The sequence below is a fragment of the Chryseobacterium sp. YIM B08800 genome, from assembly GCF_026163565.1.
In the GTDB taxonomy this organism is placed as follows: Bacteria; Bacteroidota; Bacteroidia; order Flavobacteriales; family Weeksellaceae; genus Chryseobacterium.
Window position 1 is genome coordinate 129,313 of sequence record NZ_JAPDKN010000022.1, and the last position, 23,576, is coordinate 152,888.

General features: G+C 31.9%; 24 protein-coding genes. 16 read left to right on the plus strand and 8 right to left on the minus strand.

What is annotated here, in order from left to right; translation table 11 throughout:
- Window positions 1-35: 35 nt before the first annotated feature.
- The 8 genes from OEW74_RS10000 (at window position 36) to OEW74_RS10035 (ending at window position 10,039) form a co-directional block, all read left to right on the plus strand.
- The gene (locus tag OEW74_RS10000; RefSeq protein ID WP_265428338.1) at window positions 36-1,289 is read left to right on the plus strand and encodes a pyridoxal phosphate-dependent aminotransferase; all 1,254 of its coding nucleotides are present in this window, start codon (window positions 36-38) and stop codon (window positions 1,287-1,289) included.
- 89 nt (window positions 1,290-1,378) lie between these two features.
- Window positions 1,379-2,713, plus strand: coding sequence for a S1 family peptidase (locus OEW74_RS10005; protein ID WP_265428339.1), 1,335 nt, complete (start codon window positions 1,379-1,381; stop codon window positions 2,711-2,713).
- Between the two features lie 493 nt (window positions 2,714-3,206).
- A complete protein-coding gene (locus tag OEW74_RS10010; protein WP_265428340.1) occupies window positions 3,207-6,047 on the plus strand; it encodes a VIT domain-containing protein in 2,841 nt (946 codons plus the stop codon).
- A gap of 419 nt (window positions 6,048-6,466) precedes the next feature.
- Window positions 6,467-7,063, plus strand: coding sequence for a hypothetical protein (locus OEW74_RS10015; protein WP_265428342.1), 597 nt, complete (start codon window positions 6,467-6,469; stop codon window positions 7,061-7,063).
- A 33-nt stretch (window positions 7,064-7,096) separates the two neighbouring features.
- Window positions 7,097-7,819: a 3-deoxy-manno-octulosonate cytidylyltransferase gene (gene kdsB / locus OEW74_RS10020; RefSeq protein WP_265428343.1), complete on the plus strand. Its 723-nt coding sequence runs from the start codon at window positions 7,097-7,099 to the stop codon at window positions 7,817-7,819.
- Window positions 7,820-7,933: 114 nt separating this feature from the next.
- Window positions 7,934-8,596 carry a histidine kinase gene (locus OEW74_RS10025; protein ID WP_265428344.1) on the plus strand — a complete coding sequence of 221 codons (663 nt, stop codon included), beginning with the start codon at window positions 7,934-7,936 and terminating at the stop codon, window positions 8,594-8,596.
- Between the two features lie 15 nt (window positions 8,597-8,611).
- Window positions 8,612-9,190: a glutathione peroxidase gene (locus tag OEW74_RS10030; RefSeq protein ID WP_265428346.1), complete on the plus strand. Its 579-nt coding sequence runs from the start codon at window positions 8,612-8,614 to the stop codon at window positions 9,188-9,190.
- Between the two features lie 57 nt (window positions 9,191-9,247).
- Entirely contained in the window at window positions 9,248-10,039 is a 792-nt protein-coding gene (locus tag OEW74_RS10035; RefSeq protein ID WP_265428347.1) for a tetratricopeptide repeat protein, read from the plus strand.
- Window positions 10,040-10,047: 8 nt separating this feature from the next.
- Here the strand turns inward: OEW74_RS10035 and OEW74_RS10040 are convergent, their stop codons facing one another.
- On the minus strand, window positions 10,048-10,530 hold the full coding sequence (locus tag OEW74_RS10040; RefSeq protein ID WP_265428348.1) for an Lrp/AsnC family transcriptional regulator: 483 nt from the start codon (window positions 10,528-10,530) through the stop codon (window positions 10,048-10,050).
- A gap of 107 nt (window positions 10,531-10,637) precedes the next feature.
- On the opposite strand from OEW74_RS10040, the gene OEW74_RS10045 reads away from it, so the two are divergent.
- A complete protein-coding gene (locus OEW74_RS10045) occupies window positions 10,638-11,552 on the plus strand; it encodes a DMT family transporter (protein WP_265428349.1) in 915 nt (304 codons plus the stop codon).
- Here OEW74_RS10045 and OEW74_RS10050 read toward each other — a convergent pair.
- Complete coding sequence (locus OEW74_RS10050; RefSeq protein ID WP_265428350.1) at window positions 11,549-12,202, minus strand: metal-dependent transcriptional regulator; 654 nt, start codon at window positions 12,200-12,202, stop codon at window positions 11,549-11,551. The two genes, OEW74_RS10045 and OEW74_RS10050, sit on opposite strands and share 4 nt — an antisense overlap.
- A gap of 85 nt (window positions 12,203-12,287) precedes the next feature.
- Here OEW74_RS10050 and OEW74_RS10055 point away from each other — a divergent pair, with 85 nt between their 5' ends.
- Window positions 12,288-13,322, plus strand: a complete 1,035-nt coding sequence (locus tag OEW74_RS10055) for a threonine aldolase family protein (RefSeq protein ID WP_265428351.1) — start codon at window positions 12,288-12,290, stop codon at window positions 13,320-13,322.
- A 92-nt stretch (window positions 13,323-13,414) separates the two neighbouring features.
- On the opposite strand, the gene OEW74_RS10060 is transcribed toward OEW74_RS10055, so the two are convergent.
- From OEW74_RS10060 to OEW74_RS10085, 6 genes are all read right to left on the minus strand, one after another.
- Window positions 13,415-13,918, minus strand: a complete 504-nt coding sequence (locus OEW74_RS10060; RefSeq protein WP_265428352.1) for a hypothetical protein — start codon at window positions 13,916-13,918, stop codon at window positions 13,415-13,417.
- 347 nt (window positions 13,919-14,265) lie between these two features.
- Entirely contained in the window at window positions 14,266-14,598 is a 333-nt protein-coding gene (locus OEW74_RS10065; RefSeq protein ID WP_066680911.1) for a DMT family transporter, read from the minus strand.
- Between the two features lie 13 nt (window positions 14,599-14,611).
- Window positions 14,612-15,844, minus strand: a complete 1,233-nt coding sequence (locus OEW74_RS10070; RefSeq protein WP_265428353.1) for a MutS-related protein — start codon at window positions 15,842-15,844, stop codon at window positions 14,612-14,614.
- Between the two features lie 33 nt (window positions 15,845-15,877).
- Window positions 15,878-16,810 (minus strand): NADP-dependent oxidoreductase, encoded by a 933-nt coding sequence (locus OEW74_RS10075; RefSeq protein ID WP_265428354.1) that lies wholly within the window; start codon window positions 16,808-16,810, stop codon window positions 15,878-15,880.
- Between the two features lie 27 nt (window positions 16,811-16,837).
- The gene (locus OEW74_RS10080; protein ID WP_265428355.1) at window positions 16,838-17,425 is read right to left on the minus strand and encodes a nucleosidase; all 588 of its coding nucleotides are present in this window, start codon (window positions 17,423-17,425) and stop codon (window positions 16,838-16,840) included.
- Between the two features lie 14 nt (window positions 17,426-17,439).
- The gene (locus OEW74_RS10085; RefSeq protein WP_265428356.1) at window positions 17,440-18,138 is read right to left on the minus strand and encodes a DsbA family oxidoreductase; all 699 of its coding nucleotides are present in this window, start codon (window positions 18,136-18,138) and stop codon (window positions 17,440-17,442) included.
- Window positions 18,139-18,282: 144 nt separating this feature from the next.
- Here OEW74_RS10085 and OEW74_RS10090 point away from each other — a divergent pair, with 144 nt between their 5' ends.
- From OEW74_RS10090 to OEW74_RS10115, 6 genes are all read left to right on the plus strand, one after another.
- Window positions 18,283-19,332, plus strand: coding sequence for a serine hydrolase domain-containing protein (locus OEW74_RS10090; protein ID WP_265428357.1), 1,050 nt, complete (start codon window positions 18,283-18,285; stop codon window positions 19,330-19,332).
- 31 nt (window positions 19,333-19,363) lie between these two features.
- Window positions 19,364-20,200: a M23 family metallopeptidase gene (locus OEW74_RS10095; protein WP_265428358.1), complete on the plus strand. Its 837-nt coding sequence runs from the start codon at window positions 19,364-19,366 to the stop codon at window positions 20,198-20,200.
- 13 nt (window positions 20,201-20,213) lie between these two features.
- Window positions 20,214-20,540 carry a hypothetical protein gene (locus tag OEW74_RS10100; protein ID WP_265428359.1) on the plus strand — a complete coding sequence of 109 codons (327 nt, stop codon included), beginning with the start codon at window positions 20,214-20,216 and terminating at the stop codon, window positions 20,538-20,540.
- An 84-nt stretch (window positions 20,541-20,624) separates the two neighbouring features.
- Entirely contained in the window at window positions 20,625-20,975 is a 351-nt protein-coding gene (locus OEW74_RS10105) for a hypothetical protein (RefSeq protein WP_265428360.1), read from the plus strand.
- Between the two features lie 14 nt (window positions 20,976-20,989).
- The gene (locus tag OEW74_RS10110) at window positions 20,990-21,850 is read left to right on the plus strand and encodes a GLPGLI family protein (protein WP_265428361.1); all 861 of its coding nucleotides are present in this window, start codon (window positions 20,990-20,992) and stop codon (window positions 21,848-21,850) included.
- Between the two features lie 165 nt (window positions 21,851-22,015).
- A complete protein-coding gene (locus OEW74_RS10115) occupies window positions 22,016-23,029 on the plus strand; it encodes an SDR family NAD(P)-dependent oxidoreductase (RefSeq protein ID WP_265428362.1) in 1,014 nt (337 codons plus the stop codon).
- The last annotated feature ends 547 nt before the right edge of the window (window positions 23,030-23,576 follow it).

A 23,576-nucleotide genomic window follows, 5' to 3' on the forward strand; every position in this document is an offset into this window, starting at 1 on the left:
CTAAAAATCTAAATATCTAATTTAATATATAAAAAGTGAAAGTTTCAAAATTAGCAGCGAACCTCATAGGTTCAGAAATTGTAAAAATTGGTAATGAAGTAAATGATTTAAAGGCGAAAGGAGCAGAAATTGCTAATCTTACGATTGGTGATTTGAACTCAAATCTTTACCCGATTCCTGCAGAATTAAAAGAAGAAATTCAGAAAGCGTATCAGAATAACTTAACCAATTATCCGCCTGCAAACGGATTGTTGTCTTTGAGAAATGAAGTTTCAAAAGACTTGAAAACAAGATGGAATTTAGATTATTCGGCAAACGATATTTTAATTACAGCAGGTTCAAGACCGTTGATTTATGCAGTGTATAAAACAATCGTTGACGAAGGAGATAAGGTAATTTATCCTACACCGTCTTGGAACAACAATCATTACGCTTATCTTACTTCTGCAGACGCAATTGAAGTTAAAACAACTCCCGAAAACAATTTTTTACCAACTGCTGCAGATTTAAAGCCACACTTAAATGGAGCTGTTCTTTTAGCGCTTTGTTCGCCGTTAAATCCTACTGGAACCATGTTTACAGAAGCTCAGTTAAGAGAAATCTGTGAAATGATCTTGGAAGAAAACGCAAAAAGAGGAGCAGACGAAAAACCGTTATATTTAATGTATGATCAGATCTATTCTAATCTTACTTTTGGGGCTAAACACGTAGATCCTGTTTCACTTTTCCCTGAAATGAGAGAATTTACGATCTACATCGAAGGTATTTCTAAATGTCTTGCAGCAACAGGAGTACGTGTAGGATGGGGATTTGGTCCGGCTCATATCATCGACAAAATGAAAGCTTTGCTAACTCACGTTGGAGCTTGGGCACCAAAACCAGAACAGGAAGCAACTGCAAAATATTTCCAGAATGCAGAAAATGTAAATACATTTATCAATGATTTTAAAGGTAAATTAGAAGCAAGCTTAAAAGTTCTTCACAACGGAATTCAGGATTTAAAAGCTAAAGGTTTATCGGTTGAAAGTATCGAACCAATGGGAGCACTTTATCTGACAATCAAATTAGATTATATTGGAAAAACAAAGCCAGACGGAACAGTAATCGGGAATTCTTCTGATTTGGTTTTCTATTTGATCAATGAAGCAGGAGTGGCTTTAGTTCCTTTCTCTGCATTTGGAGAATCGAAGTCTGAGCCTTGGTTCAGAGCTTCTGTTGGAGGTTTAGACATCACCGAGATTGAAACTATGATGCCAAAACTGGAAAATGCTTTAAATAATTTAAAGTAATCTAAAATATTTTTATAAATTTATACCAAGTTGATTCTTATTTTAGAATCAACTTTTTTTATTATAAATACTTAATAACTGTAACACAAATGGATAATGAAAAAAAAGAATCCAACCAGAATGAGTTGGAACAAAATAAGTCACAACAAAACAATAATTCGCCTTCTGATGACTTTTCAGAGTCGCAAAATTCTGAATCAGAAAATATAATTTCTGAAGATCCGACAAATGAGATTCAGAAAAACCCCATAGAAAATCAACCTAAAGAAAGCCTTCCCGTAACCGAAAAAAAGAAAAAGAATGGTTATAAGATTGCATTTTTTAGTTTGGGAGGAATTATTCTTTTAGGCGGAGCTTCTTATTTTGGATATCAATATTACAAAAATCATCAGGTTGAACCCATCATTGAGAATGTATGTTTAGATACCGATACCAAAATTTACGATGCTTATAAAGATGCTGTAGTAATGGTAAAACACAGATATGCTTTTGTTGCAAAAATTAAAGGAAAAGAAGTTCAGTTGAATATTCCTGAAGCTTCAGAAGAAACGCTTTTCGGAACGGCATTTTTTGTTGATAAAAAAGGAAACATGATTTCGAATAGTCATGTTCTTCAACCTTGGAATTCACCTGAAAATATAGATAAAATTAATACCGATGCTTCAAATATTCGAAGAAAAATCGCATCAATTCTTACCACAGATATTTCAGAAGACGGCTACGAAACTTTTATTGCATCCAATTGGGGAAATGCGTCTTCAGAATATAATGAAGAAGGAAATTATGAAGATTCTGAAGGCAATGAAGGTGAAGAATTTATTAACTCAAACGATTCAGTTGTAGATACTGTTGCAAGTTCTGAAGACATTGCTGCTTCAATTCCACAAAAAGATTACGTTCCTGAAGATCAGATTGAAGTCTACATGAAAACCGTTGATATTTCTGTCGCTTTACATAACTCTGCTGAAGAATGGTTGCCGTGTACTATCGAAAAGATTTCAGAAGATCAATCTATTGATTTGGGAGTTTTACAATTAACCACAAAAGAAACACCAAATACAGTAGTAAATATTATTAATCTTGATAATGCAGTAACCGATGACCAAACTTTGCGTCCTGGAGAAAAAGCAGTGATGATTGGTTATCCTTTGGGTGAAGATTTGGCACAAACCATTTCAGGAATTAAGGTACAGTTGTATAACGGACAAATCAGTAAAGAATCTGACGGAACCAAAATTCAGTACAGCGTAACTTCTACACATGGAGCAAGTGGTTCGCCGATCTTTAATAATTGTGGACAATTAATTGCCGTCAATTTTAGCGGAGTTGAAAAAGTACAGGGTTATAATTTCGGAATTATTGCCAAGAAAATATACTCTGTATATCCTGTTATCGCTGGTGAAGCAAAACCAAGTACGGAATAATGATAACTATAAAAAGTGAAATATTTATTTGCTGTTATGAATAACAAAAAAATAGAAAAACAATTATTGAGCCTTCATAAAATTACTACATATTTAAGCCACTTATTACACTAGATTATTTACTATCTCCGTTGCTGTGGAAGAGCAAAATCTGTGTAGCAAAAATATACAACACGAGGATTGCGCTCCGTAGGAGCGCTACCTTTGTTAAATTGAATTAGCAATATTATTAGAATTTTAAAAAAAACATTACGACAAATAATCAATAATTTAGTACATGACATTTATTTCAACCGCAAAAGAATTTAAAAAAATATTAGGGATTAAGTTATTCAAAAGTCTATAAAACAATTAATAACTCAGTCTTTGTTAGATTTTGTAACCTTTTGTACTTCTTTTTTCAATCATTTCTTTTGAGTCTTTTGCGGTGAAATATTATTAATAATAAAAATTAATTTAAACCAATTTATGATAACAAAAACCCAAATATCAGATGAAAAAAATAAATAGTTTAATTGCAACTTTGCTTTTCAGCGTTGCACTTGCGCAAATTCCAACATTGGAAATTGACAACCAGAAAAAGCATCCTGTCATTCTTCAGGAGGTTAAAATTGATACCAAAATTTTAGGAAATCTTGCTACAACAACGGCTACTTATACTTTTTATAATCCAAGCAACAGAATTCTGGAGGGGAAGCTCACTTTTCCGCTTCCGGAAGGTGTTTCAGTAAGTGGTTACGCTTTGGATATCAACGGAAAACTCAGAAATGCAGTTCCTGTCCCCAAAGAAAGAGCCAAGGAAGTTTTTGAAAGTATTGAGAGAAGAAACGTAGATCCTGGAATTATTGAAAAAGTAGAAGGAAATAATTTCAGAACGAGAATTTATCCTATTCCACAAAACGGTAGCCGAACCATTCAGATTACTTATCATCAGGAACTGAAAAATAATAATTCCGATTATCAATATTTTTTAAGCTTTGCGAATGCAACGACAATTTCGAAATTTAATCTGAAAGTCTGGATCAGTGAAACAGCAACTGTTCCAAAAATTTTAGAAAATCCTGATGGGAGTTTTGCTTTTCAGAAACAGGGAAACCAGTGGATTGCAGAGATCGCTAAATCTGATTTTACACCTAATGAAAGTTTAAAAGTTACGATTCCTAAAAACCAAAATTCATCGAATGTTATTTTGCAGAAAGCTTCGGGAGACAAATTTTATTTTGCTGCGAATGTAGGATTGGATCTTCCTGTAAAAGAAAAACCAAGATCTCAAAAAATTGCGATTATTTGGGACAATTCTTTCAGTGGATCCAAAAGAAACCGAGATAAAGAACTTGATTTTTTGAGTGCCTATTTTGCAGATAATAAAAACGTTTCCGTTTCTTTTTCTTTACTGAACAATACTTTTGAAAAAGCTGAAGAGTTCAATATTTCTCAGGGAAACTGGAGCGAACTGAAAGCTAGAATTTTAAATTTAAAATATGATGGCGGAACCGATTTCGGAGCATTAAAAGAGCTTAATGGAGTAGAAGAATATCTTTTATTTTCAGATGGAATTTCCAATTTTGGAGATTTAATGATGAAGTTTAAAAAGCCTTTAAACAGTATTTCAAGCACACCAACTTCAGATTTTAATTTGCTTAAATTATTGGCGAATCAATCTGGTGGGAATTTTATTAATTTAAATGAATTGGATACGCAATCAGCTTTAAAAACATACAAAAAATTACCTATTCGTTTTTTAGGATTTAAAGAAAATCCAAATATGCAGGAATTATTTCCAAATATCGGTTCGGTAATCAGCGAGCCTGTCAATATTTTTGGAATTACATCAGGAAATGCTGGAAAATTAACCGTTGTTTTTTCAGTAGGAAATGAAAAATTTGAAATACCAGTTGATTTTTCAAATGCACAACAGTTGGAAAACTGGCAGATCGCTCAGTTTTGGGCTCAGAAAAAAATAAATGAATTAGAATTAAATTCCACTCAAAATCGAAATGAAATTAAAAACATCAGTGAGCAATTCGGGGTTGTAAGTAAAAACACAAGTTTGATTGTTTTGGATGATATTAATGATTACGTACGCTATAAAATTACGCCACCACAGGAATTATTGGCTGACTATCAGAAAATTATTTCTCAAAACAAAGGAAGAGCTTTAGAACAGAGAAAAAATCTTTTATCTAAAGCTTTTGATAAAACCCGAGAACTAAAAACATGGTGGAATACAGAGTTTAAGCCTGTAGAAAAAAAGGAATATCCGAGAGTTTCTAATCAAGCTCAGAAAGAAGGATTCTTGAATGCACTTCAAGGTGAAGCTGCTGGAATTTCGGTTTCGAGAAATGCAGATATGGCAATCGAAGTTTCTGATGAAGCTACAATGAGAAAAAGATCTGAATCTACAGGAAAAATCACTTTAGTAGATGTAGAAAGTACAGAAGAATATATGAAAGATTTCCAAAATTTACAGTCTGCAGAAGTGATTTATCAGAAATATTTAGAAAATCGCTCAAAACATGAAAAACAGGTTTCATATTATTTTGATATTTCCAAATTACTGTTCAAAAAAGGTGACAAAGCACTTTCACTAAAAGTTTTAAGCACATTAGCAGAGCTGGATCTGGAAAATGAAGAGTTGTACAAAACCATTTATTATCTGTTAAAACAAAGAGGTCATTACGATAAAGAACTTTGGATTACGCAGAAAATCCTTGAATGGCGACCTTTCGATGCGCAAAGCCACAGAGATTATGCATTAGCTTTGGTCGATAACAAAAAACCGCAGGAAGCTTTAAATATTTATAAATCTTTGCTGTATCAGGAATTTACAGACGAAATTTCAATGCGTGATAACGGAATTGAAGAAATTCTCATTATGGAAATCAACAATATTTTAAAGCTAAATAAAAATGTTGACGGAAGTAAAATCGATGATCGCCTGAAAGCGGATTTGCCTGTAGATATTCGTGTCGTGATCAATTGGAATAAAGACAATACAGACATCGATCTTTGGGTAACCGATCCAAAAGGCGAGGATTGTTCTTATCAACATAAGTCTACAGCAATTGGTGGAAGAATCAGTAATGATTTTACGCAAGGTTTTGGGCCAGAACAGTTTTTGCTGAAAAAAGCAGTGAAAGGAAAATATAAAATCAAAACCAACTTCTTTGGCGAAAGACAGAATATTCTTTCCGGGCCAACAACGGTGATGGCGGAAGTTTATCTTTATTATTCTGATGGAAGACAGGAAAGAAAGATTGCAGTTTTCCAAAGCCAGAAAGAAAATAAAAAAGAAAACGATAGCAAAATTCTGATTGGAGAATTTGAGTTTTAAGAAAAATCACATAAATTGCCGAAGGTTTGTACTTCGGCATTTTTATTTTTAAAACTTGTTTAAACTTTTTATTTAACCACAAAAGAGGCAAAAGATTTAGGTATTTCTATTTAAAGTTGATGAGTATAAAGAAAAAAGTTCACAAAAACCTTTAAAAATCTTTGATTTTTTATTCTTTTGAGAACTTTGATTATCTAATAATAGCTTTATCAATAGTCTTTTGTTACTTTTGTGGTTAAACTTCAAATTAGTTTACAGCCTTTTAGTCATGTTTTTTAGATAGATTAATTTGGGCAGCTATTTCCGCCTTCCACTCCCGCTTTTTTGCCTTCACTTCGTTACGGCAAAAAGAGCTCCGTTCAAGTCGGGCTGCAAAGCAATTCGCTGTTGTACAACTGAATGATATTTAAAATTAATCAATGAAATTTCCAAAAAAAACTTTTATTGAAACAAAATGGTTAAGTTATTTCACTTTAGCGATTATCGTTTTGGTCATTTTGAGTGTTTGGCTTTCAGGAACAAATTCTCACCGGTCTTTATTTCAAAATTCTATTGTCTCAACATCTATTTTAGCCGGAGCTTTTTTTATTTTTATCAGTTCAGGATTATATTTTGGCTTAAAACTCAAAGATAATATCGGACATATTTTACATAAAGAAAGAATACAGAAATATGTAGATAAAACTCCTAAAATTGATGGTTTAGACTTAGATATTCCTGATTTGGGTGATGCAGAAGGATGTGGAGGAGTAATACTTTCAGTTATTCTTTGGGTTTTATTTACTGTCGTTTTTGTTTTTCTATTATATTTTTTAGGAATTTTCTTTTGGGCAACGATTTTATTTTTTGTGGCCATGTTATATTGGATTTTTTTCCGAGCTTTACGATTGGTATTTAAAAATTCAAGAAAATGCAAAGGTGATTTGCTGAAAAGTTTTGCATTTGGATTTTTTTATTCGTTTCTGTATATCTCGTGGATTTACGGAATCATCTTTTTAGTTAATTATTTAAGCTAAAAATAAACTTTTAAAAATTTATATTTAAATAAAATGAAAATTATCGCTGTTATTCCTGCGCGTTATGAAGCCAGCCGTTTTCCCGCAAAGCTGATGCAGATCTTGGGTGAAAAAACAGTCATTACAACAACCTATCAAAACGTTGTAGAAACCGGACTTTTTGATGAAGTTTTTGTAGCAACAGATTCTGAAATCATCTTTAATGAAATTCAAAATCACGGCGGAAAAGCTGTAATGACAGGACAACACGAAACAGGAAGCGACAGAATTGCTGAAGCGGTACAAAATATCGATTGCGATATTGTCATCAACGTTCAGGGCGACGAACCATTTTTAAAATTAGAACCTTTGAAACAGTTAATTGAAGTTTTTAAAGAAGATGAAAATCAGGAAATTTCTTTGGCTTCATTAAAAATAAAACTTCATGAAAAAGAAGAAATAGAAAACCCGAATAATGTAAAAGTGATTACCGATAACAATGGTTTTGCATTGTATTTCAGTCGTTCTGTAATTCCTTTTCACAGGGAAATTTCTTATGATGTTGATTACTTCAAACACATCGGAGTTTATGCTTTCAGAAAACACGCTTTGCTTCAATTCTCAAAATTAGAAATGAAACCTTTGGAAATTTCAGAAAAAATAGAGTGCATCCGTTATCTGGAATATGGAATGAAAATCAAATTAATAGAAACCAATTTCATCGGAGTCGGAATCGATACACCGGAAGATTTAGAAAAAGCTAGAAAGCTAATTTGAAAATGTATTAATTAGATCATTTGAAAATTGATGTCAGTTTTGCATTTCCAAATTGCCTCATTTTCAAATTTTCAAATTAAAAAAGCCTTATATTTGATTTTATAAATTGATTTAATGAAGAAATTACTCATCGTTTTCGTCCTGATTATTTCGCAATTATCTTTTGCTCAGACTGCTAAGGAAATTATAGATAAAAACATAGAATTATCGGGAGGATTAACTAATTGGAAACTTTTAAATTCAGTATTACTTCAGGGAAAAGTAATTTTAGGAATTAAAGACGAATATCCTATTAAAATATATCAGCAAAGACCTAATTTAACCAAAACTATCATCACAATCGGCAACAAAGAAACTGCGATTGAAGGGTATGATGGTTCTAAAGGATATGCGATGAACTATGCAACCAATAAAATTCAGGAGTATAAAGAATACGTTCCGGAAAGTTTTGATAATGATTTTATCGATTGGGAAAACAAAGGCTTTGAAGCAAAATATCTAGGTAAAGAAAAAGTAGGAGAGATCTATTGCCACAAAGTAGAACTGACGAAAAATGTGAACAAAAACTACTATTATTTCGATACAAAATCGTTCATGCTTTTAAAAGAAATAAAAAAAGATGAAACTTTAACGTATTCAGATTACAAAAAGGTAGGGAATTTGATGATGCCATTCAGATTAGAATCATCGAGCGCTAAGAAAGACGGCGATTATGTGATGCTTCTCAACAAAGTGGAAATCAACAAAGTATTTCCTGCAAACAGTTTTAAATTTTAAAATAAATATCTCAAAATGAAAAAGTTTTTTATAGTGCTTATTTCTTTTATGGCATTTTCTAATAGTTGTGCTCAGAAAAAAAGCGAAGTTTCTAAAGTAAAAACCAAACAAGCTATGTCACAAACAATATACGATTACAAAGTAGATGCTCTTGAAGAAGGCAAAACAATCAATTTTGCAGATTTTAAAGGAAAGAAAATTCTTGTTGTAAATACTGCTTCGGAATGCGGATTTACACCTCAATATGCAGATTTGGAAAAACTTTCTAAAGAATACGGCGATAAATTAGTCGTTGTTGGTTTCCCGGCAAATAATTTTGGTGGACAAGAACCTGGAACGAATGTTGAAATCGGTGCTTTTTGCCAAAAAAATTATGGAGTTACTTTTCCTTTAGCAGCTAAAGTTTCTGTAAAAGGTGACGATACTGCTCCAATTTTTAAATATCTTACAGAAAAACAATTAAATGGAGTAAAAGACACCGAAGTGAAATGGAACTTTACGAAGTTTTTAATTGACGAAAACGGTAAGCTTATCGATAGTTTTGTAAGCAAAGTAAAACCTACGGATGAGGAGATTACTAAATATTTGAAATAATTCTCAAATTATATTTTTAAAGCGGATTTTTTTAATCCGCTTTTTTTATTTTTGAGCATGAATAAAATTTTTACCATCTTACTTTTAATTGTATCAGTCAATGTTTTTTCACAAGGATATTTTTCTGGTAATATTAATTATTGTACTCCTCAAAATGAAAATTCTAAGAAAAGATTTGATGCGGTTATAAAGGCTCTTCAGTTTCCCAATCTTTATGATAAAGCTACTCGTGCTATAGTTGATGTGACAGCAAAAGATCCTACATATTGTGATGCATTTTTTATGGCAGGATATTTATTCCGACTTCAAGAAAAGCATAAGGAAGCTCTTGCATACTATTATGTTGCAGATAGTTTGGCTCAAAATAAATCCTTAGAATTTAAACAAAATCTGGCAATTGAGTTTATGGTATTTGGAGCTGCCGATGAAGCCCGTAAAAAATATGAAGAAATGGCTAAATATTTCCCGACAAATCCGGAAGGGTTTTATGGAATTGGGAACACAGCTATTGTTTTGGGAGATTATGATACAGGATTAAAAAATCTAAAAATTGCAGAAGATTTATATAAAAAAGAAGGTGGAGTAAAAAAAGATGTGAAATACATGTATGGTATTTTGTATGCTCTGAAGGAAGATTATAAATCTAGCCTGCCATATTTAGAAGAAGTTTATTCACAGTATAAAAAAGATGATGGATATTTAGCGCTTTATGCTCTTTCTATGCTTAAAAATGCAAAAGAAAATAATGATGCATCTTTAGAAAAGAAAGCAAGAAAAGTTTATGATAAAATAAAGGACAGCAAAAATATTGATACCCAAATAAGCAATAAATTAAAGGCTAATTTTTAAATTAAAGGTCATTCTAATTGCTGTAATATCTGATCTGTTAATTCAAGATTAGATTTCAAAGTATCCATGGTGACCATGGTTCGGAAATGGTTGATGTTTTTGTTGCTATAGAAAATCTTTCTCGTTAAAAGTTCATAATCTTTCATAGAAGGAACTACAATGATCAAAATAAAATCTGAATCTCCAGTTACAAAATAACATTGCTGCACTTCCGGAGTTGCTGTAAAAATAGCTTTGGCCTGATCGAGTAATTCAATTTTCTCGCTTTCCATAAAAACTTCTACAACCAAGGTGACGCAATGATGAATCTTATTAATATCAATCACAGAAACATCGGCTTTTATAATTCCAGATTCACGCATTCTCTTAATTCTACGCTGAACAGCTGCAGCAGAAAGCCCAATTTTTTCGCCAATATCTCTTTGTGGAGTTAGATTATCCTTCTGAAGAATTTTCAAAATTGCTGTGTCAAATTGATCGAGTGATTTCAAAATACAATAATTAGGGTTAAATATGAAACAAAATTGCAAAAAACTATTGAAATTTCATTAAAAAGCAAACTGTTTTTGATGCAATTTTGCAAAATAAATATTGAGCAATGAGTGTTTTTAAAGGTTTTCTATTAGCTGTATTGGCAGCATTACTTTGGGGAGTTTCGGGTACTTTCGGACAATTTCTTTTTCAGCAAAGAGGAGTTAATATTGAATGGCTGATTACTATAAGGATGTTAATCTCCGGGATATGTTTACTTTTATTCGCAAAATTTTTCGAAAAATCAGACCTGTTTTCTGTTTGGAAAAACAAAAAAGACGCTATTCAGCTTGCAGTTTTCAGCATTACAGGAATGTTGGCGGTGCAGTATACATATTTTGCGGCGATCAAACATTCAAATGCAGCGACAGCAACGGTTTTGCAATATGCAGGTCCGGTTGTTATCGCTGTTTATTTAGCTTTTAAAAACAAAAAAATTCCTTTGATGATTGAGTTTTTGGCTATTATTTTAGCGGTTGTCGGAACCTTTTTATTGGTTACTCACGGAAATTTAGACAGTTTAAGTATTTCAGGAACTGCTTTGTTTTTTGGCTTGGCTTCTGCGGTTGCTTTGGCAATTTATACTTTGCAACCCGTAAAATTACTTTCAAAATATAAATCTTCGGTGGTCATCGGGTGGGGAATGTTGTGTGGTGGTTTTGTTTTCAGTTTTGTGAAATCTCCTTTTAGCGTTGAAGGAATCTGGGATTTTCAAACCTATTGGTACACAGCATTCATCGTAATTTTTGGAACTTTAATTGCGTTTTATGCTTATCTTACCGCAGTACAAATTATTGGCGGACAAAAAACAAGTCTTTTAGCTTCAATGGAACCACTTTCTGCAACAGTTTTGGCGGTACTTTGGCTGAATGTTTCTTTTACTACAATCGATTGGGTAGGAAGTCTGTTTATTATTTCGACCGTATTTTTATTAAGTAAAAAGCCTAAAAAGTTATGCGAAATAAAAGAAACCGGGAACTAATGTTTCACCAAGATCTTTTCGGTTGCTTTTTTGCTGAGAACTTCTGTTTTCCCTGAAATTTCTATGGTTATTGATTTGTCGAAATCTTCAATTTTAAGGATCTTGATTTTAGTATTCAAGAGAAGTTTTCTTTCTGTAAGATAATTCAGAAAGGCATCATCAGATAGAGTAACAGAGGTAAAAATAACGGTTTCGCCAACTTTACAGTTGCTTAATTGTTGCAAATCCTGGGCGATGATATTTCCGTCTTTATCAGGAATGGGTTCACCGTGAGGATCGAATTTCGGATAATCTAAAATTTCATCCATTTTATCAAAGAAAACCTGCGAGTGTACATGCTCCAATTGTTCTGCAATCTCGTGTACATTTTCCCAACCAAAATTCATTTTTTTAACCAGAAACATTTCGGTAAGACGGTGTTTTCTTACGACTAAAGCCGCTTCACGTCTGCCTTTTTCGGTAACTTTTAGGGGTTTGTAGGTTTCGTAGATCACCCAGTTTTTGTCGGCAAATTTCTTCATCATATTATTAACGCTCGGCATTTTTACGTTGAGAAATTTGCTCAGTTCATTAATCGTCACTTTCCCTTCATGGTCAACTACATGAAACAAAGCTTTCAGATAATTTTCTTCTGTTAATGTTGTTTTCAAAATGTTAGATGATTTTCATTACAAATCTAACAAAATATTTTTTAAATGTAGGTCTTGTTATTTTAAGATTTTTTAATTTTACACTATGAAATTTTCTTTTAAAAACGATTATTCCGAAGGTTGTCATCCTCAGATTTTAGACTCACTTCTTCGAAATAATCTCGATCAGCAAGCAGGGTATGGTGAAGATGATTATTCTAAAAATGCTAAAGATTTAATTAAAGCTAAAATTGAAAATCAAGACGCTGAAGTTTACTTTGTTTCCGGAGGAACTCAGGCAAATCTCATTGTAATTTCTTCAATTTTAAGACCTTATCAATGTGTAATTTCTGCTGCAACCGGACATATTTTAAATAATGAAACCGGAGCGATTGAAGCAACGGGACACAAAATTTTAAGTATAGAAAAAGAAGACGGAAAACTTTTCCCGGAAGATATTATTCCTGTTTTGGAAAACCATAAGAATGTTCCGCATCAGGTAATGCCGAAGTTGGTTTATATTTCAAATTCTAGCGAACTTGGGACAATTTATACAAAAAGAGAACTCGAAAACCTTTCTAAGTTTTGTAAGGAAAACAACCTGTATCTTTTTATGGACGGAGCTCGATTAGGTCACGCTTTAACTTCAGAAACGAACGATTTAGAACTAAAAGATATTGCTGAATTAACGGATGTTTTCTATCTGGGAGGCACCAAAAATGGAGCTTTATTAGGGGAAGTAATAATAGTTACTGAAAATGATTTGCGTCAGGATTTCGCCTTTAATATCAAGCAAAAAGGAGCGTTGTTGGCAAAAGGAAGACTGTTGGGAATTCAGTTTTTGGAACTGATGAAAGACGATTTATATTTTGATTTAGCCAGAAATGCCAATCAACAGGCGATGAAGATTAAAAAAGCGTTGTCTGAAAGGGGAGTGCAGTTCCTTTCAGATACTTCTACCAACCAGATTTTTCCGATTTTGAGCAATAAAATGATCGAAATTTTATCTGAAAAATTTGAATTTTATATCTGGAAAAAAATTGATGAAAATTTATCGGCAATTCGTTTAATAACTTCATGGAATACTCAGAATGAGCCTGTTGAAGAATTTATTAAAACTTTCAATAGTGAATTATATTAAGGACGCAGCTCAAAGTTTAATGTTTACTTAAACGCCACGAATACACGAATATTTACACATAAAAATATTCGTGTATTCGTGGCAAATAAATTTTATTTCAAAGCATTTACAACGACTTTGCAATCAGCTGTTTCCAGCTTTTGTCCGTCTTTATAAGTTATTTTCTTTTCATCTGCGTAACGCATTGTTCCGTTTTCATCTTTTTGATTTCCAATTCCTTCTGTTAAAACATTACCTTTTTGTATGAAGTAAATGTCTCTTTTGCTGGTTGTTCCTTCAGAGGCAAATTCATAAGTCAGTTTTAAAGTATCACCAGATTTAAACCCAAATAATTCACCTTTTGAACTGTCTTTTTCACTGTTTTTATAAGCCATTTTTCCTGAAAGCGTACCCAAATTATCATCGAGGCTGACAAAAACGCTGTCTTTTCCTGTAACTCCCAAATAACAGAAGGTTTTTGCGCCTAAAGTATCAACAACAGGTTCTGCAGGCTTTTCAAGTGAATCTGTAGTAACTACAGGTTTTACCGTTTCATTTTTTTTATTACAGCTCATTGCCAGAACTGACAATGCACCGATTACCATATATTTTTTCATAATTTTCAATATTATGTTAAATTTTATACTGCTAATTTAAACATAAAAAAATTCTGAAACTAATTGAATACTTCGTTAAGATCCTAATCGGTGAGAATCGTTTAAAAAATTTTTTGCGAATTGTGGATTGGTTTAAATGAAATTTCAAAAACATGTTTTTTATAATTTTAATGTAGATAGAATTTAGAATAGGTTTTCAAAATTATAAAGCGTTAAATGTGCGAATCCATAAAAATTAGAATATTGTAAACTACTCTTTTCAATAATTATAAGAGTCCTATAATTTATATTATGTTAAATTGAATATTTTTCTGGAAACAATAAAACCTCGCTATCACTTCATATAATTAATGAGACGCCGATTTTGAAAATACATTGATAATTACTACTCCGATAATAATTAAGGCTATTCCTAAAATTGCAGGAAGATCAAGAGTTTGCTTGTAAACAAAATATCCTACTAAAGAAATTAAAACAATTCCGACCGCTGACCAAATTGCATAAGCAATTCCGATTGGAATAACTTTGATCGCATGAGTCAATAAATAAAACGAAGCTGACATTGCCACGACAAAAATTATGGTCTGTAAAGGTTTTGTAAATCCTTCAGATGCTTTTAAAAAAGATGTTGCAACCGATTCGAAAAGTATTGCAAATGCTAAAAATATATAGTTTTTCATAAGAGATTTGTAATTAATATTGTTTTAATAAATCATTTAAGCCATATTTATCAAAAAGTATTTTTCCGATTTCGAGTTTAGACCAGCCTTCTTTTAGCTTGTACGTAAATGTTAACTCATTATCTGTAAGATAAGATTCCAGATTTAGTAACATAATATTTTTATTGTTCACTAAATAATTTTCAATAAGATTTAAATGAGTTGAAAAAATGAACATTGAGTTTTTATATTTAGATAATCCATCAATGGTATCTACCGTTATTTTTGCGGCATCATTTATATTGGTTCCACTAAATATTTCATCAAAAACAACGAAGCAGTTTTTTGTTTTTAGTTTTTGCAGTACATTTTTAAGATTTACAATTTCCTGCATAAAATGGCTGTACCCTTCTTTCAAATTATCATTTACAGAAAAATGTAAAAATACGCTTTCATAAAACGGAATATTACAATTCTCAGCCGGAACAGCAACTCCTAAATGAGCCAACAAAACAATGATGCTGATTGATTTCATAGCGGTTGATTTACCAGACATATTGGCTCCTGTAAAAATAATCGTATTCTTTTCTGATGTGTCTATCGTATTTTTAACTGCATCTTTTAAATCTAAATGATAAAAATCCTCAATCGCAAAATGGGCACCAGAATTAAAATGGGGAAATTTTAAATTATGTTGTTTTATTCCTTTTGCAATGCTTGCATAAACATCAAACATGTAAAAGAAATTCCAGAATGATATAAAGTTTCCGTTTTTAACTTCAGCTTCTACCTTAGATAAGATACTTTTTCGTTGTTTGAAATTTAAGATTTTATGATGATATTTATTTATAGATAATGAATTGATAAATTGAATATTTTTTTCAATTTCATCAGAGTAATCTTTACAAAGATTCGATTTCTGAAAGTTTTTTAGAACAATCTCAAAACGATGAAAAAACTCAATAAACAACGAAATATTATTATTGGTCTGGTTGAAAAACTCTCTGTATGTAATTTTTGTCAGCAGATTATAATTGTCGGAGTTTACTTCTCCTAAGAACTTTTGAATAGAAGAAATAATATTTTCACTACACCTATATTCGTTAATAAGCTGAAAGTTTTCTAAAAACATCTTCAGTTTTTGCTGAGTGTATAAAGTTTGGTTTTTATTAAAGTTTTTTTGACTAAAAAACGAAACTAAATACTGTTTAGACTTTCTGGTTTGAGTAAAATTAAAATGTGATATTATTTCAGAAATATTTTCCATAACTCATTTGTGTTGATCAATTTATTTTTATTTCTAAAAATTTACTACAATTTTCCCAACGGTTCTACCTTTTTCCAATTCTTTATGAGCTTCCGACATTTCATTAAATTGATAAGTTTTATAAATATGAGGCTTTATAAAGCCTTCTTCTAAAAGTTTGGCAAATTCTTCCATATCTTTTCCATCAGAATGCACCAACATTTTAAACCCATTTGCGTTTACAGATGCTGCTTTTTCCTCTACATCATCATTCAAACCACTTGGAATACTGATGATTGTTCCACCTTCTTTTAAAACTTTTATAGAATTGTCGATATTTTCACCACCAATTGTATCTAAAATAAAATCAAACTTTTCTTCGGAATTTCCCCAGTCAAAATTTTTGTAATCGATATGTTGATTCGCTCCTAAATTGAGAACAAAATCTCTATTTTTCTCAGAAGAAGTTCCGGTTACAGAGGCTCCAAAATATTTTGCAATCTGAACGGTAAAATGACCTACTCCACCTGAAGCAGCATGAATTAAAACATTTTGCCCCTCTTTTATTTCAGCTTTTTGAATTGCCTGTAAAGCCGTCAAAGCAGCTAAAGTTGTTGCTGCTGCTTCTTCAAAATTGATGTTTTTTGGTTTTAAAGCTAAATGATTTTCAGAAGCTGCAACAAATTGAGCATACCCTTTTCCATGTCCCGGAAAATTAATCATTCCAAAAACTTCGTCATTTAATTTAAACATCGAAGAATTGGTTTCAACTACAACTCCGGAAATATCCCAACCTAAAATCAATGGATTTTCATCTTTCAATTTTTGAAAAGCTCCTTTACCTGAACGGGTTTTTACATCTATTGGATTGATGCTTATAGATTTTAATTCAACTAAAACTTCACCTTCTTTAATGTTCGGCTTTTCTACTTCTCTAAGCTTCAGATTTTCTGTTCCTCCTGCATTTTCTAAAATAATTGCTTTCATATTTTGATTTTAGTTTGGGTTTAAATTTTACACTTCTGTAAACAAGATTTGCCTAAATGCTTCCGAAGCAAGATGTACCTGAACCGACCAATCATCCGCAGCATCACTTCCCGCATCGTCAGAAATATATTTCAAACATAAAAACGGAATATTTTCCTGCATTGCAATCAGTGCCAAAGGATACGCTTCCATATCGATAACGTTGTATTCTGTGTTGATATGATTCATCTCAAAACTGTCACCGCTTCCGCAAACTCCTTCTTTCATGTTATCCATTTTAAGCCCATTTTCCAAAACAATAGGAATTCCAGATAACGGAGTTTCAAATTTTTTAAAACCTAAACCTTGAGCATCCATATCCCGCTGAATGAATTGTGTACAACAGATAATCTCTCCTTTTTTGAAACCATTTCCGCCTGCAGAACCAAGATTGATGATCAATTTTGGTTTTTTCTCCTGAATTGCTTTTGTTAATGCAATGGCTGCATTCACTTTTCCTATTCCGGTAATTAATTTTCTTGTATGATCAAATACTTTTCCTGCTTCTGAATCTAATGCAAAAACAAAAAGAGTTTCAGAAATCGGATAGCTCAATTCTTTATTTAATGTAATCACGAAGCTATATTATGTTAAATTGAACAACCGTCTGCATCACAAGAAAGATTGTTTTGCACATTATCTTTAAAAGGAACTACGGTTTCCTCATAAGTCTGGGTTAAAGCATTTTTCAAGACTTCTGCAGGTTGTGCTCCAGAAACTGCATATTTACCATTAAGAATAAAAAACGGAACTCCCGAAATCCCATTGTTTCTGGCTTCCAAAATATCCTGATTGATCTCGTAATCGAATTCTTCAGATTGTAAAGATTTTTTAGCTTCTTCCGCATCAATTCCTAAAGAAACCGCCAAAGAAACCAACGTATCAATGTCGCCTACATTTTTTCCATCCAGAAAATGAGCTTTGAATAGCTCCTCCTCCATTTCATTAGATTTATTATGTTTTTTTGCTAAATGAAGAAGTTTATGAGCAGTAAAAGTATTGGTAATCAGGGCTTTTTCGAAATTGAAGTCAATCCCAGAAGCCTTTCCCATCTGAATTACCTGATTGGTCATTTGCTTTGCCTGCTCTTCAGGAAAACCTTTTTTTTCTCTGAAATATTCTGCCGTTGTTTTGGTTTCCGATGGTTCCAAAGTTGGGTCAAGCTGAAAGCTCTTCCACTCTACTTTTATTTCATCTTTAAAAGGTAAATTTTCCAATGCCTGTTCAAAATTTTTCTTCCCGATATAGCAAAACGGACACATCACATCCGACCAGATCTCTATTTTCATTTTATTTAAAATTTACGTAAAGATAAGGATTCATTAAATGATTGCGGATTTTGAAAGATGAAAAGATGTATTAATTGCAATAGTTTTTTTCCATGAAATAATGTAAAAGATTATATTTGAAAACTCTAAAAAATTCACAGAATAATGATTTCAAAAAAGATAATTTCGGCTTTTCTTATTTTTTCTTTAAGTGTAAATGTTTTTTCTCAAACCGATAAAAATTGGCAAAATAAAATTGACAGTATTATAGAGATTAAAGAGCCAGTCAATTTTAATGGTGTCGTTCTGATTAATAAAAACGGTAAAACAGTTTATTCTAAAGCTTTCGGATTTTCAGATATTGAAAATAAAACTCCGTTGAAAATGAATAGCCAATTTGAAATCATGTCAAATACCAAACAAGTTACCTCTGTTTTAGTTTTAAAGGAAGTAGAAAAAGGGAAAATTAATCTTCAAACTCCTATCAAAAAATATTTGCCGGAATTAAAGCAAACCTGGGCAGATTTTGTGACCGTTCATCAGCTTTTGAATCATACCCACGGAATTGTTGATGTAGAAAAGCCATTGGTTTTCAAACCTGGAACCGATTTTAAATATGGCAATCTTTCGAATATCCTTCTTGGGAAAATTGTTGAAAATGTATCGAAAAAATCATATAAAGAACTGGCTACAAAATTATTTAAGCAACTAAAGATGAATGATACGTTCTGCTATTTTAAAACCAATAAAAGGAATCTTGTTTTTGGATATATGAATAAAGAAAATAATTTTTCTAAAGTTGAAAATTCTTTTATTAACGAAGAAAATTTGCCTGCAGACGGAGTTATTACGACCGCAAAAGATTTAGTAATTTGGAATAATCAACTTCATAAAGGTAAAATTTTAAGCCCGAAATCTTATCAATTAATGACCTCAGAATCTACAAAATCTCAGCATGATGTTTTTGGAAAAGAGAAAATGGGTTATGGATATAACATAAGAATTGCTGAAGTAAATGGAATAAAATACCTCGGTCACACAGGTTTGGGTGACGGCTTTTCTTCGCTCAATATTTATTTTCCCAAAGCAGATTTACATATTATTGTTCTTGAAAACCAAATGAATGAAAACAGTAATTTGTTTTATTATATTGAAACTTTAATTAAAGATTTTGTTTTTGAAAGCGAACTTGTAAAACCGTCTCCTATTCATTAATAATTGTATTTTTAAATTCAATTTAAAGTGTATGAAATTCTTTCAAGCATTCTTCATTCTTTTATTTTTTTGCTTTTCTTTTTATAAGGCACAAGAACTTCCGAAAGAAATATACTATCAGTTTTCTTACCATAAAAATGTTGAATATAAGAACGATACGATTACTATAAGAATTGAAAATCCATTGTTTTGTCCTTTAAGAATTAGACTTTTTTCAGATTACTTAAAAGGAGAAAATTTTATTGATGATACTTTAAAGGTTATGGTTAATGAAAATTCTTTTGCAGAAATCAAGATTTTCGCTAAAAATATTGATGTTGAAAAAGTAAAATTTAATATTAATCAGGCATTTGGTGATGTTCACAAAGTAATTAAACAAAATAACTTTGCACTGCCCTTTCCAAGAGGTAAAACATACAAAATTATGCAATCTAACAAAGGCAGTTTTAGTCATGATGATGATTATAATAAATATGCTGTAGATTTTGATATGAAAACTGGAGATACCATTACAAGTGCAGATGATGGTTTTGTTGTTGGTGTTATTAAAGATTATGAATTTGGAAAAGATGACAAAAAATGGACTCCTTATTCCAATTTCATTACTATTTATCACCCTCAAAGTGGATTGTTTACACAATATGTACATTTAAAAAAGAACGGTAGTTTTGTAAAAGTCGGTGATGCTGTAAAAAGAAATCAGCCCATTGGATCGAGCGGGGCGACAGGTTTTGCTTCCGGTGAACATTTGCATTTTAATGTTTTGGTTCCTGAAAAAGATAAGACTTTAAAATCGATGCCTTTCAGTTTTGAAAATAATCTTTCTTCAAAAAGTCTAAAAAAGAATATGAAAGTAACGAACAAATAAAAATATAAGATTTATGAAAATCACCAGACACATTATCATCAGAATTTTGACGGTAGCAATTCCCATGTTTTTGTTATATTTTTATTCGGAAATGGCGATCGAAGCTAATCGACAAAGAGAACATCGTACAGATGCAGGTTTGGGCATTGCATTTCTCTTCGCTTTTGTTCTGATTATTCTTCTGGTGGGTTTTATCACAGATTCTATTGTTAGAATTTTTAAGAAGCAATATTCTGTTGCTTTGATTAACGTTCCTTTTCTACTCTTATTTTTAATTCCAGTCTTGTATATTTCATGTCAGTTCTCTGGTGAAATCTTTTATTGTAAGTGTTTTAGTTAAAAATTTCTTATAAATCATAAATAATATTAAATTTTACACCATGTTGAGATTTATCTGTATTTTCGTTTTCATAAAATTGAATATATGAAAAGACTTTTTACAATCTCAGGCATTTTTATGCTTCTTTTAATTTCTCAAAACACTTTTGCTCAGGAAAAAGATGCGGTGAAAAGTTTTACTTTTAAATCTGATAAAACCAAAAGAAATTTAGAAGATAAAACGACCATCTATGAAGGAAATGTTATGATCAAAAATGATAATATTTCTTTTGAAAATGCAGAAAAAGTAATTCACAATCCGGAAAATGGAACATACACCATTTATCATCCGAAAAATTTTAAAATTATTGCTGCAAAATCGGTTCACAAGACAGGTAAAAAAGAAGATGCTCATGTAATTATCTACAATTACAAAGAAGAAAGCATTACATTCTAAATAAAATCACAAATATGAAAACAAAATTATCTATTCTGCTATTATTAATTACAGGATTCTGTTTCGCACAATCTAATCAGTTCATTTATGAATATACTTTCAAAATGGATTCTCTAAACCGCGACAAATCAGAAACTGAAAATATGGTATTGCAGACTTCTCCTAAAGGTTCAAAATTTTACAGCCAAGTAAGAGCCGTTTTCGATTCTACGATGATGGCAACGGTGATGAGTCCTAAAGCAGCAAGTCAGACTCATTTTGATTTTAGCAATGTGAAAAGAGGAAAAGTAGGTTCTGAAATTAGTAAAACTTATCCTGAATACAAGACAATCTTAAAAAAAACAATTGGTTCTACAGGATTATTATTAACCAATGAACAGAAAATTAACTGGAAGATTACGAATGAAAAAGATAAGATTTTAGATTACAATGTTCAAAAAGCTACCGCAGATTGGAGGGGAAGAAAATGGGTTGCTTGGTTTGCTCCAGAAATTCCTATACAAGACGGTCCGCATGCATTTTCAGGTCTTCCGGGACTTATTGTTAAGGTTGAAGATACTAAAGGTGATCATACATTTAAGCTAATTGCCACTAAAAAAATCAATACAGTTCAAAATGAAAATACACATAGCTTTAAGCCAAAAGACATTCCTGTAAGTGAAGAAAAATTCAGAAAGCTTTGGAAAGAATACAAGGAAGATCCTGTGAAAGACCTTCGTCAGATGCATGGCTCTTCAAGTGGTGCTGTAATTGTTTCAATGTCATTTGACGGAAAAACGTTTACGCCTGAAGAGATGCTGAAAACGTCAGAAAAAAGTCGTAAAGAAGAACTTCAGAAAAACAACAACTTTCTCGAACTTGATTTATACAAATAAAACACTCGATTTAAATATTATTTCAAACAAAAACATGGGCAATTAAGCCTGTGTTTTTTTGTTGATGTCGATTTGATTTAAAATTTATACCTCAGAAATTCTTATTTGGTGTAAAAATAGATAGGTAACAGATAACACTTTATCTCAATCTATAAACATCACAATATGAAATCACAAAACAATTTAGAAAAAAGAAGCCTTCGTGGTAAAACGGTCGTCGTTACAGGAGGAACCAGCGGAGTCGGAAGAGCTGCCGTTGAAGCCTTTGCTTTTGAAGGCTGCAACATCGTTATCGCAGCAAGAGGTCAGGAAGCTTTAGATGAAACTTTAAATATCTGTAAAGACCTAGGCGTAAATGCTATCGCAGTTTCTACCGATGTTTCGAAAGCTGAAGAGGTAGACAATCTCTTGAAAGCAGCTTTAAAAGAATTTGGCAGAATTGATATTTGGGTAAACAATGCCGGTGTAATGGCAAGCGGAAAATTTGAAGAAATCCCGATGGAACTTCACGAGCAGGTTGTTAAAACCAATCTTTTTGGATATATGCATGGAGCGTATTCTGTTTTACCGCTTTTCAAGGAACAGAACGAAGGAATTTTGATCAATAATGTTTCAATTGGCGGATTTATGCCCGCTCCTTACAGCGCAGTTTATTCGGCAACAAAATTTGGAATCCGTGGAATGATGGAATGTCTTCATGGTGAAATTTCAGATCATCCTGATATTCATATTGCAAATTTGTACCCTCAAATCCAAAGATCTACAGGAAATATGCATTCGGCAAAGTTTTCAGGACTTGATTTTAAAATTCCGCCATTTGCTTCCGACCCTAGAGATACAGCAGATAAAATCGTACAGCTAGCGAAAGAGCCACAAAAAGATTTGTTTCCAGACTTTAAATCGAGAGCACTGGTCAATTTATATGAAATGTTTCCAAAAATTATTATCAATACCGCTTCTGCAGGAATGCGATTAATGATGAAACTAAAAAACGCACCACCCGATTCCGGAAATGTACTTGAACCTTCTTCAGAACCTCATCGAATTTATGGTGAAACCATCCTTCCTGTTCCCGGAAATAAAACCAAAATTGCATTGGTTGCCGGATTAGGTTTGGGCTTAGCTTTTATGCTACTGAAATCGAGAAAATCGCATCAGGATATTTATCTGGATGATTGATGTTCATTACGTCAGTTCGAGTAAAATTCTGAAAGAATTTGTATCGAGAACTTTAAAAAAATATTGAATGCCGATTTTAATCATAATGCTAAAATCAGTAGTCATTTTGTCATTCCGAATCTAAACATGATTAAAATAAAGAAGTTTAGATTCTTGCTGAAAGACAAAAATGTTAATATAGATATTCATCAAAAAGTAAAAACGAGAATCTGTAAAAGGTTCTCGTTTTTTATGATTTATATTTGTTCGTCAAACCGTCACTTCGAGTAGCTTTTGCAAAAAAGCGTATCGAGAAGTTTATATTTTCATCATCAGTTCTCGATACATTTTTCTCCGCTTTGCTGCGAAAAAATCGAACTGACGTTGGTTTACTTTTATGTAACCACCCCGTCAAAAATTCTTTGAATTTTCGCCACCCCTCCAAAGGAGGGGAATTTTGCAACTTGGTTAATTATTGTTTTACGATTCCCATTTGTTTGGAAAGCCGTCAATTCCAGTAGCCCTAAAAATATGTTTGAATTACTTGATTACCAAAATGACATTAATA

Coding starts and splice junctions, on each gene's coding strand:
- OEW74_RS10005 (WP_265428339.1), top strand. CDS start 1,379: ATGGATAATGAAAAAAAAGAATCCAACCAGAATGAGTTGGAACAAAAT.
- OEW74_RS10010 (WP_265428340.1), top strand. CDS start 3,207: ATGAAAAAAATAAATAGTTTAATTGCAACTTTGCTTTTCAGCGTTGCA.
- OEW74_RS10015 (WP_265428342.1), top strand. CDS start 6,467: ATGAAATTTCCAAAAAAAACTTTTATTGAAACAAAATGGTTAAGTTAT.
- kdsB (WP_265428343.1), top strand. CDS start 7,097: ATGAAAATTATCGCTGTTATTCCTGCGCGTTATGAAGCCAGCCGTTTT.
- OEW74_RS10025 (WP_265428344.1), top strand. CDS start 7,934: ATGAAGAAATTACTCATCGTTTTCGTCCTGATTATTTCGCAATTATCT.
- OEW74_RS10030 (WP_265428346.1), top strand. CDS start 8,612: ATGAAAAAGTTTTTTATAGTGCTTATTTCTTTTATGGCATTTTCTAAT.
- OEW74_RS10035 (WP_265428347.1), top strand. CDS start 9,248: ATGAATAAAATTTTTACCATCTTACTTTTAATTGTATCAGTCAATGTT.
- OEW74_RS10045 (WP_265428349.1), top strand. CDS start 10,638: ATGAGTGTTTTTAAAGGTTTTCTATTAGCTGTATTGGCAGCATTACTT.
- OEW74_RS10055 (WP_265428351.1), top strand. CDS start 12,288: ATGAAATTTTCTTTTAAAAACGATTATTCCGAAGGTTGTCATCCTCAG.
- OEW74_RS10060 (WP_265428352.1), bottom strand. CDS start 13,918: ATGAAAAAATATATGGTAATCGGTGCATTGTCAGTTCTGGCAATGAGC.
- OEW74_RS10065 (WP_066680911.1), bottom strand. CDS start 14,598: ATGAAAAACTATATATTTTTAGCATTTGCAATACTTTTCGAATCGGTT.
- OEW74_RS10070 (WP_265428353.1), bottom strand. CDS start 15,844: ATGGAAAATATTTCTGAAATAATATCACATTTTAATTTTACTCAAACC.
- OEW74_RS10075 (WP_265428354.1), bottom strand. CDS start 16,810: ATGAAAGCAATTATTTTAGAAAATGCAGGAGGAACAGAAAATCTGAAG.
- OEW74_RS10085 (WP_265428356.1), bottom strand. CDS start 18,138: ATGAAAATAGAGATCTGGTCGGATGTGATGTGTCCGTTTTGCTATATC.
- OEW74_RS10090 (WP_265428357.1), top strand. CDS start 18,283: ATGATTTCAAAAAAGATAATTTCGGCTTTTCTTATTTTTTCTTTAAGT.
- OEW74_RS10095 (WP_265428358.1), top strand. CDS start 19,364: ATGAAATTCTTTCAAGCATTCTTCATTCTTTTATTTTTTTGCTTTTCT.
- OEW74_RS10100 (WP_265428359.1), top strand. CDS start 20,214: ATGAAAATCACCAGACACATTATCATCAGAATTTTGACGGTAGCAATT.
- OEW74_RS10105 (WP_265428360.1), top strand. CDS start 20,625: ATGAAAAGACTTTTTACAATCTCAGGCATTTTTATGCTTCTTTTAATT.
- OEW74_RS10110 (WP_265428361.1), top strand. CDS start 20,990: ATGAAAACAAAATTATCTATTCTGCTATTATTAATTACAGGATTCTGT.
- OEW74_RS10115 (WP_265428362.1), top strand. CDS start 22,016: ATGAAATCACAAAACAATTTAGAAAAAAGAAGCCTTCGTGGTAAAACG.